This is a genomic window from Gordonia sp. UBA7599, from assembly GCA_002477755.1.
Lineage (GTDB): Bacteria > Actinomycetota > Actinomycetes > Mycobacteriales > Mycobacteriaceae > Gordonia.
The window spans coordinates 1-9,186 of the sequence record DLKD01000157.1; the positions used below are offsets into that span (position 1 = coordinate 1).

General features: G+C 62.7%; 5 protein-coding genes. 4 read left to right on the plus strand and 1 reads right to left on the minus strand.

The features are described from left to right. Positions 1–1,198: chromosomal replication initiator protein DnaA (gene dnaA / locus B4L26_RS17960; protein WP_290721116.1), on the minus strand; the 1,198-nt coding region annotated here is incomplete at its 3' end. Between the two features lie 805 nt (positions 1,199–2,003). Here dnaA and B4L26_RS17965 point away from each other — a divergent pair. The 4 genes from B4L26_RS17965 to B4L26_RS17980 are packed head-to-tail and all read left to right on the plus strand — an operon-like array spanning position 2,004 to position 8,801. Next, a complete protein-coding gene (locus B4L26_RS17965; protein WP_290721119.1) occupies positions 2,004–2,684 on the plus strand; it encodes an EcsC family protein in 681 nt (226 codons plus the stop codon). Between the two features lie 48 nt (positions 2,685–2,732). Further along, positions 2,733–3,827 (plus strand): DUF6361 family protein, encoded by a 1,095-nt coding sequence (locus tag B4L26_RS17970; protein ID WP_290721121.1) that lies wholly within the window; start codon positions 2,733–2,735, stop codon positions 3,825–3,827. Further along, a complete protein-coding gene (locus B4L26_RS17975) occupies positions 3,730–5,586 on the plus strand; it encodes a phospholipase D family protein (RefSeq protein WP_290721124.1) in 1,857 nt (618 codons plus the stop codon). The genes B4L26_RS17970 and B4L26_RS17975 overlap by 98 nt, the downstream gene beginning before the upstream one ends. After that, positions 5,583–8,801 carry a helicase-related protein gene (locus B4L26_RS17980; protein WP_290721127.1) on the plus strand — a complete coding sequence of 1,073 codons (3,219 nt, stop codon included), beginning with the start codon at positions 5,583–5,585 and terminating at the stop codon, positions 8,799–8,801. The genes B4L26_RS17975 and B4L26_RS17980 overlap by 4 nt, the downstream gene beginning before the upstream one ends. Positions 8,802–9,186 lie beyond the last annotated feature (385 nt).

Consider the following 9,186-nt stretch of genomic DNA (forward strand, 5'->3'; position numbering starts at 1 on the left):
GGCACAGGTACATCGCGATCTGGCGGGGCTGTGTGACTTCCGCGTCGCGCCGTGGGCTGCGGAGATCGTCGACGGTGAGACCGAAGTGCTCAGCGGTCGCTGCCAGGATGCGCTGGGCGCTAATCGTGCGATCGGCGGGCTCGGGCAGCAGGTCGGCGAGGACCTGCTCGACAAGGGAGAGATCAACGGAAGCGCCGGTCAACGACGCATAGGCGTCGACGCGGATGAGTGCGCCTTCGAGCTCGCGGATGTTGCGCTCGATGCGGGAGGCGATGAGGACCAGGACGTCGTCGGGAACGGTCATCATCCGGGACTGGGCTTGCCTGCGGAGGATGGCGACGCGGGTCTCGAGGTCGGGCGGGGAGACATCGGTGGTGAGTCCGCTCTGGAAGCGGGTGCGCAGCCGTTCCTCCAGGGTGGTGAGTTGGTACGGCGGGCGGTCGGAGGAGAGGACGATCTGCTTGCCGGCGTCGTGCAGCGCGTTGAACGTGTGGAAGAACTCCTCCTGCGTGCCCTCCTTGCCGATGAGGAACTGGACATCGTCGACGAGGAGCAGGTCGGTCTGGTCGCGGTAGCGACGTTTGAACCGCGCCCGACGGTCGTCGCGCATGGAGTCGATGAAGTCGTTGGTGAACTCCTCGGTGGACACGTAGGTGACGCGCAGGTCGGGGAACAGGCGACGTGCGTACTCGCCCACGGCGCGCAGCAGGTGTGTCTTTCCGACGCCGGACTCGCCCCAGATGAACAGCGGGTTGTAGGCGCAGGCGGGGTTTTCCGCGGCGGCGGCGGCCGCGGCGTGGGCGAACCGGTTCGACTCCCCGACGACGAAGGTGTCGAACGTGTAGCGCGACGGTGGGGTCGGCGGAGGAGGGGCTGGGTTGTCACGCGGCTCGTCGGGGGCGACGGGCGCATCCGGGACGCCTTCACTGGCGATGTGCACTTCGAGGGCGACGGGGTGGCCGAGGTGGCTGGCCAGCGCCTCGCAGATGACGTCGCGCAGGTGGTGTCCGACCTGATCCTGGGCGACGGCGTTGGGGACCGCCAGCACCGCCACTGAGTCAACGAGGTTGACCGGTCTAGCCAGGCGCAACCACGCCCGCTGCTGGCGCGTCAGACGCGGTTGCGCTGCGGAATTGTCGACGAGCTGCTCGACGACGGCACTCCACACGGCAGCGAAGGAGTCGCTCGTGAGGGTCATCGTGCGGTGCCCCGCTCGCTGTGATGATCGCTGGTGAAGCTCCCAGAGTCTCACTCCAACTACCCTCCGGCAACTCTTATCCACAGGTTTATACACAGGGTGCCGTGGCGTCTCAGGGTCGACGAGAGGGCACGGCTACGGCCCGAATCCCCATTCGTCCTGGACGCACATGAGTGCCTTGCCCCGGCGGTTCCGTGCGACCGGATATGTGCCGCTGCACGACTGACCGTTCTCTCGCACTGTGGGGTCGACCTTGCCGGTGGAGACCCACTGGTAGCCACCATTTGCGCTGAAGTAGATGCATGCGGCCGGTTGGCCGTTCTCCGTCTTGCGGAGATCACCGGCCTCCTGCTTATCGCATTAGTTGCCTATCCCGGGCTTGGTGGCGTGCGCCGGTGCCGCGGTTGCACCGGACAGCCCAGCGATTGCGATGCCGAGGAGAATTGCTGCTCTAACGTTCATGGCGCTGAGAGTAGGCAGGAGCCCCGACACTAGGTTCGCCGGTGGTCGTTCCACGACGTCCGAGGAACGACCCGTACGGAATTTGGCAGGCGGAGAGGATTGGCGACCCTGAATCAGAGATCGAGTTCTAGGGCGAGATCGAGGGCTTCCGAAGTGGCCACGATGACGCGATGGGGCGAGCCATAACGAACGGATTCACGCGACGACATCGAACATGTCCGACGTGCAATCTACAGTGACAGCTTGTCGGTCTTGCGCGGCGTGAAATGCGGGGCGGATCTCTCACCTAGAGCCTGGCAGCGGTGCCTGCGAACATCGAATCAAGTAGTAGAGGAGTGGCCAGGTGGCTGCGAAGAACAAGAAAATGTCGGATGGGGACGGGTCGCGTGCGCTCGAGCTTGTCGAAAATCTTCTGGCCCGCGCGGTGCACGGGGCGGGGCCATACAAGTCGGCTGCTGCCGTCGCGGATGAAGCCCTGCGCACACACTCTGACCCAGAGCGGGCAATCCAGCGCTTGTACTCTTCGCACCGGCGCCTCGTCGGGGTGACGGGATTCGCCTCGGGCTCAGCGGGACTGATCGCGATGCCAGTCACGATTCCGGCGGACGTCCTTACCTTCTACGTGACGGCGGCGAGGATGGTGGCAGCGATTGCTCATATCCGCGGCTACGACGTTGACTCCGAGGAGGTTAGGACCGGGATACTCCTGTCGCTCCTCGGGGCGGGGGCTGGCGCAGCGGTGGGCCAGGCTGGTGCCAAGATCGGGAACAAGATTGTTATCGCCCAGCTCGGTCGGCTTCCAGGTTCGGTGCTGACCAAGATCAACCAAGCAGTCGGGTTTCGGTTGGTGACCAAGTTCGGGGCCAAAGGAGTGATCAACTTGGCGAAGGTCGTTCCTGTAGTGGGCGGTGGAGTCGGAGCCGGGGTCAACGTAGGGACGTTAAAGGGCATCTATGCCTATTCGAATCGGCTGTTCGTGCCGCTGCCGGAAGATGGCGACGTTCGCGTGGTGGAGGTGGACTAAATGTCGAACTTAGCGTGGCTAGACACATCTCCCGAAGATGAGCGCCGGATGCGTGAGATCGTCAGGATGTTCTCGGATACGAGCACCCTGGACGACCTTGGGATCGGGCAGGTCCGCGATGGACTTGCGGACCTCCTATTCCCCGGGACATCCACGGTGCATACCCGAGCGAGGTACTTCCTCATCGTCCCGTGGGCGTTCGAGAAGGCAGCGGCCAAGCACACAGGCACGATGATCACGTCGAAGGCCAACGACGCAGAACGCAAGATTATCGAGGCTTTGCGTAGGGCAGGGCCGGTGAAGGGGATGGTCGGCGCGCAGGCTGGCAAGGCGCTGCAGACCCTTCCTTCGAGTCTTTACTGGTCAGCGCTCCAGCGGTATGGAATTCTCGCCGACGCGCGCACCCTCACCTGGAACATTCCGCTGACCGCTCCCGACGGCTTCCCAAGGAAGGTCGACGGTGGGCTGACACTCAACCGCGATGAAGCGGACTGGCTGAAAGAGCGGATTTTGGTGAGTGCGCCGCACTCCTACCTGGCCTATCTGCTCAAGGATGGCCTTGAGACTGACCCCGCGGACGCGACTGCGCCGTGGCTCCACCCGGCGCTTGCCGAGGCGCCGAGCGGAATTCAAGGAGCGGTCGAACACGCTCGCCTGTTCTCGCTCGCGATCAACGGGGCGGCGCTGATCTACAACCAACTGATCGCCGAGAAGTACGACTCGCTGGCGGAGGATGGCAACAGCTACACCGGCCGTTACACAGAGCGGCTCGACACATGGGCGACGGAGATGGAAGCCAACCAGGACAACTTCGAAAGGTGGGACCTCACCTCGTTTTGGGCAACCGTCCTCCAAGGACGTGGTGGCCGGCCGGTGGCACCAGGGACTCAGCTATTCGTTGAGAGCTGGTTCGGCACCCTTCGAGGCAGCGACCCTCGCGCAGTAGTAACCGATGAGAAGGTTCGGAGTTCCATAGCGGAGCGGGAGCGAGTAAACAAGGGCGCCCAGTCGCGGCTGCAGAACGACCGACAAATCATCAACTGGGGTGGCGCCTCAGGCGCGGGCAGGCTCGTCTACCGCTGGCCGAATGTCCAGACCTTGCTCGCCGATATCCGTGAAGGGCTGGCCGATGCTTCCTCCTGACAGCAGGACCACCCTGCTCAAACAGATCGCCCCGGCTCCGGGATCCACCATCGAGCACTTGGTCGGGACAACCTTCACGCTGGACTTGGAAAGTGCGCTCCTCCCATGTCTCGCTCTCGTCGGTAGCTCGAATACGGGATCTGCAGACGTTGTTGAGACGGTCGCGGCCATCAAGGCGAGCATCGGGAACGTCGACATCTTCCACCAAGCCGGCCAGATTTCCGTCCCGCGTGACCGAGGTCCTCTGTTCTCACTGTTGGAGCCGTCGGTTCACGGGATTCACCGGGCACAGGGTCTCTTCCACCCGAAGCTGTGGTTGGGGGTCTACCGCGACGAGGATGGCGAGGAGACAGTGCGCTTGCTCATCCTCAGCCGAAACCTGACGAAGGACCGGTCCTGGGATGTAGCGCTCTCGCTCGACGGAAGGATCGGTCGAACGCGGAATCAGGCCAACGCTCCGCTCGAGCATCTGCTCACTTATCTCGGGTCAGCATCCGTGACGCCCATCGCCGAGCATCGACAGCGACGCCTGGCGGAGTTGGGAAAGCGGCTGCAGAAGGTCGAGTGGGAACTCCCCGATGGTGTCGTGGACCTCGCGTTCCACGTGTACGGATTGCCGCGACGCACACTGCCAACCCCGGACTTCAGCGGCTATGAGCACCTCATTGTGTCGCCATTCCTTAGCGTCGCCGGCATCAAGCACGTCGCTGGCGGCAAGAAGGGGCACCTCACCGTCGTCTCGCGCCAGGACGCATTGAACAACCTCAACGCGCAGGCTCAACTCGTCGACACCGCCTACGTGCTCTCGCCAAACGCCGGAATTCCGGCAGAGGACGACGAGAAGAGCTCGGGGGGAACAATCCTCAACGACCTGCACGCAAAGATCTACGCGGTCGAGCGCAACAGGCGAAGCCACGTGTTCATAGGGTCGGCGAACGCGACAGGAAACGCGTTCAGCGCAAATGTCGAGATTTTGGCTGAACTGACTGCTCAGACCAAGACCTGGGGTGTTCAGGCGCTACTCGGGAACAGCGGCTTTGGGTCCATTCTCCAGAAGACGGAGATCGCCCCCGGCACGGCAGAGGACGACGAGGAGCAGAAGGAACTCGATCAGTTCGTCCGCTCGGTCGCCGGCGTGCCCCTGACCGCGACGCCGACGCTCACCGACGGAGTCGCGACTATGGTCGTTGCCAGCAAGCTCGAGCTGCCGACTGTCGCGGCAGGTGTTTCGCTGTCGCTGTCACCTTTGACTGTTCCGGCCAAGAACGCGGCTCTGACCCCGGGGTCGACGATCTCGGTCGCTTTCGACGGGCTCAAGTTGGTGGACGTGACCGCCTTCTTCGTTATCGACGCGGAGGATGCTGGCGGCCGGCACAGCAAGTCGGTGATCAAAGCTGAGCTCGTCGGGGACATTCCCGGTCGACTGGACTCGATCGTCACCGACCAGATCGATTCGGCGGAAGCCTTCATGCGGCTGCTCGCGTTGATTCTCGGCTTCGGCGTCCCGCCTGAAGAGGGCGAGGAGGGTGTCACCGAATCGCAGGGCGTGCCGGGAGCCTCGTGGAACCAGGCAGGGCAGGGTCTGTTCGAGCTGATTATGCGTGCCTCGGTAGCGAACGAGGAGGGACTGCGGCACCTGGCCGGCGTCGTTTCGTCGATCACCAAAGGTGGCGACCCGAATCATGTGCTGCCCGAGGGTTTCGCAGACCTTTGGTCCGCGGTAGTTGAGGCGACCGGAGTAGAGGGTGGGCAAGCATGACCAAGAAATTCTCCGCCGAGCCGTACCTCGCCGAGCTGCGAGAGTTTCAGCGCAAGACCGTCGACCAAGTCGTCGACGTCTTCTACCGCAACAAGAGCGGTACTCGGTATCTCGTTGCTGATGAAACGGGTCTGGGCAAGAGCCTGATCGCCCGGGGCGTCATCGCGTCCGCGATCGAGCACATGCAGGACGACAAGGACATCAAACGGATCGATGTCATCTATGTCTGTTCCAATGCTGACGTCGCCCGACAGAACGTCAAACGACTAGACGTCCTCGGAACCAAGGTTGACATGCCAACGCGGCCGAGCCTGTTGGTGGCATCAAGCCACCAGCTCGAGACGCCGGCGACTGAGATTGGCAAGCCGGTGAACCTGATCTCCTTCACGCCAGCGACGGCCTTTCCCGAGGGGGGCTCGCGGACGGGAACCGCAGAGGAGCGGTACTTACTCTTCCTCATCCTGCGAGACCACATGGGATTGAGACTGGGTCGGCGCGAGACCAAGGCAGCATTGCGGATCCTTCAGGGGGGTGTCGCCACCTTCGATCGCTTCAAGTACGGCGTGAAGCAGTACGAAGATGGCCTCAAGGCGACCCGAGGACCGAACTACCTGGACCAGGCGATCATTTCGAGGTTCCGTGACCTAGCGAATCAACCCAGCGACGACGGTGGGCCTTCTGCACTCGATGATTTCAACAGTCTCCTACGCGAAACCGTCGGAAAGCGGAGCGTCCCGGGTGGAAAGCATGCGGCCGGTGACGTTGTCATTGGGCTGCGCCGGACGTTGGCGCGCGCCGGAATCGAAGCACTCGAACCAGATCTCGTCATCCTCGACGAGTTCCAACGATTCACTGACCTCCTACGGAATGAAACACCCGCCAGCGAACTTGCGTGGGAGCTGTTCAACTACACGGACGCGCGAGTCCTTCTGCTGTCAGCGACGCCGTACAAGCCGTTTGATCTGGACATCGGCGTCGACGGTGGTGAGAGTGGACCAGAGTCTCACCGTGATCAGTTCCACGACACGCTCGGCTTCCTCTGTGGTTCGGAAGCGGCGGACCGCGAGAACCCCCGAGTAAAGGCAATCGCCGGCCTCTTGCACGAGTTTCGGGTGGCCGTGACGTCGGGCGACGATCCCAGCGACCTTCGTGATCGACTACGCGCCGAGTTGCTGACCCTGATGTGCCGGACGGAGCGTCCGGCGACAGAAGCTGCTTCGATGGTGAGCGAGCGGCCAGTGCCGGCCGGGACGGTATCGGCGGCCGACGTCGAGCAGTTCATCAAGCTCACTGAGCTCGCGAAGCTGGTGGACAGCACGCTGCCGATGGATGTGTGGAAATCGGTACCCGAGCTGGTGCACTTCATGGATGCCTATCAGATGGGCCGAAACGCGGACAAACAGCGAGAAGAGCCTGACGTCAAGGCCAAGCTGACTGAGTTGAGGCGCCTCGATCCTGATGCTCTCAAGAGGTTCGACGAGATTCCGTCGCAGAACCCCAGGTTGGAGGCCCTGATTGATGGGACGACGGCCACGGGCTGGCACCAGTTCCTTTGGGTACCGCCTTCTCTGCCGTACCTACGGCCGGGTGGAGCATTCGCATCCGACGGTGCGCGTGAGATGACCAAGAAGTTGGTCTTCTCCCAGTGGTCGGCGACTCCGACCGCAGTCGCCGCTCTGCTCAGCTACGACGCTCGGCGGCGAATCGCAGTAGGTGCCGCTGCCAATGGACATGCCGATTTGTCGACCCACTCGAGGTTGCAGTTCAGCAAGGGCGACCTGTCGTCAATGGCGGATTTCATGCTGTTCTTCCCGCTGCCGTCGATGGCAGATCTGGCGGACCCGTTGAAGGTGGCCGCAGACAAGGGGGCTCAAGCTGATTGCAGTTCGGCAGAGGCTGCAGTCACCGAAAAGCTGCACGGCAAGTTGCCCGCGCGTTCCGTCGAGTCAGGTGCCAGCGAGTTCGCCGAACTCCAGTGGCAGTGGCAGCTGACGATTGATGATCAGATCGCAGAGGTGATGGGAAGTCGGGCCAAGCGAATCGGTGGAGTAACCGCAGCGGACGCGATGGCAGGACACCTGAAAGGCTCTGGTCCAGCGGCACCGCATGAAGCTGCTGACACGCCGTCAGCTCTCCGCGAGTACATCGACGCGGTGGCGAGTGTTTGCTGCAGCGGCGACACCCTCGACTTCACTAGGATCCCCCCGTCTCTTGTGGCCAACACGACGCGACGCGCGATGCACTCACCGGCTAACTGCGCTTGGCGTGCCCTGGGACGCCTCGACGTCGGAACCAAGAAGGTGTCGCCAGCTGCTCGATGGCGCGCTGCGGCGATTCTCGCCTCCGGACTGCGCACGGTTTTCAGCCGGCCAGAGACCGCCCAGATCCTCGACAGCCTCTATCCGGAGAAGGCTCCTTACTGGCAGAAAGTGCTTCAGTACTGCGCCGACGGCAATCTCCAGGCCGTGCTCGACGAGTACCTGTTTCACCTCCGAGCAGTCGAGGGTGACCGTGCAGCAGACGATGAGTCACTGATCAGCTTCGCCCACGACGCGGCGCGGGCGATGAAGCTCAGGGAGGCCATCTACAAGGGAAGTGATCCATTGGGCGAAGGCCGTGACTTGGCCTTTCCGTGTCGGTTCGCTCTGCGCTACGGCGACGTGAAGGCAGAGGACGGTTCGAACCGCTCCTCCGAAGTGCGAGAAGCGTTCAACTCCCCGTTTGCGCCCTTCGTACTCGTCTCGACGAGTGTTGGGCAAGAGGGCATCGACTTCCACCCGTGGTGTCACAACCTGGTCCACTGGAACATCCCGAGTAGCCCGGTCGACTTTGAGCAACGGGACGGCCGCGTCAATCGGTTCCGCGGGCACGCGGTCCGCCGGAACATCGCCCATGCGTACGGATCCGAGATGCTGGGGGACGAGAACCCCTGGGATGCCGCCTACGCACTTGCGACCACGGATGCACCCCACAGTGAGACGCTTCCCGGGCTGGCGCCTGACTGGGTCTATCCAGGGCCGTACAAGGTGGTGCGTGAAGTCATGCCCTACCAGTTGAGTACGGATGAGGCCCGCATCGACAGGGTCAAGCAACGCGTCGCCTACTACCGGCTCGCGTTCGGTCAGGCGCGACAGGAGGATCTCATCTCCGTTGTCGAGGCTGCCGGGGTGACAGAGGGCCAGGCGGAGCAGTGGAGGGTGGATCTGCGGCCGTGAGATCTCACCTGCCAGAGTGGTGCCGTCACCGCTCTTCTCGGCGCACGCAGATGCGGGCGCAGTGCGCTACTTCTCCGCTGGCAATTTCCAGATTCTTCGTCTGCCCTCGTCAGTCAAGGTGGTCCATTCGTTCACGCGGATCATTAGATCCCCGTCGTCTGCAATCCGAGCCTGGTAAGACCACCCTCCGACGCTAGAATCTAGCGACGGAGGGATCTCCGGCGAGTATTCAACAACTAGGTTGTATCGTCGCAGTTTATCGTGAAATGAAGTTAACCGGCGGATCTCGCTGTCACTCATTCCTGCGCCTCCCGTCTCCATGTATTCTGCGTGGTTTCGAGTCTGTCTGTACAGTCCTGCTCTTGTCGGCTCCGGTTGAATCCTG

What these genes read in the sequence shown, in the direction of transcription:
- B4L26_RS17970 (WP_290721121.1), top strand. Translation starts at nt 2,733, where the DNA reads ATGCGTGAGATCGTCAGGATGTTCTCGGATACGAGCACCCTGGACGAC.
- B4L26_RS17980 (WP_290721127.1), top strand. Translation starts at nt 5,583, where the DNA reads ATGACCAAGAAATTCTCCGCCGAGCCGTACCTCGCCGAGCTGCGAGAG.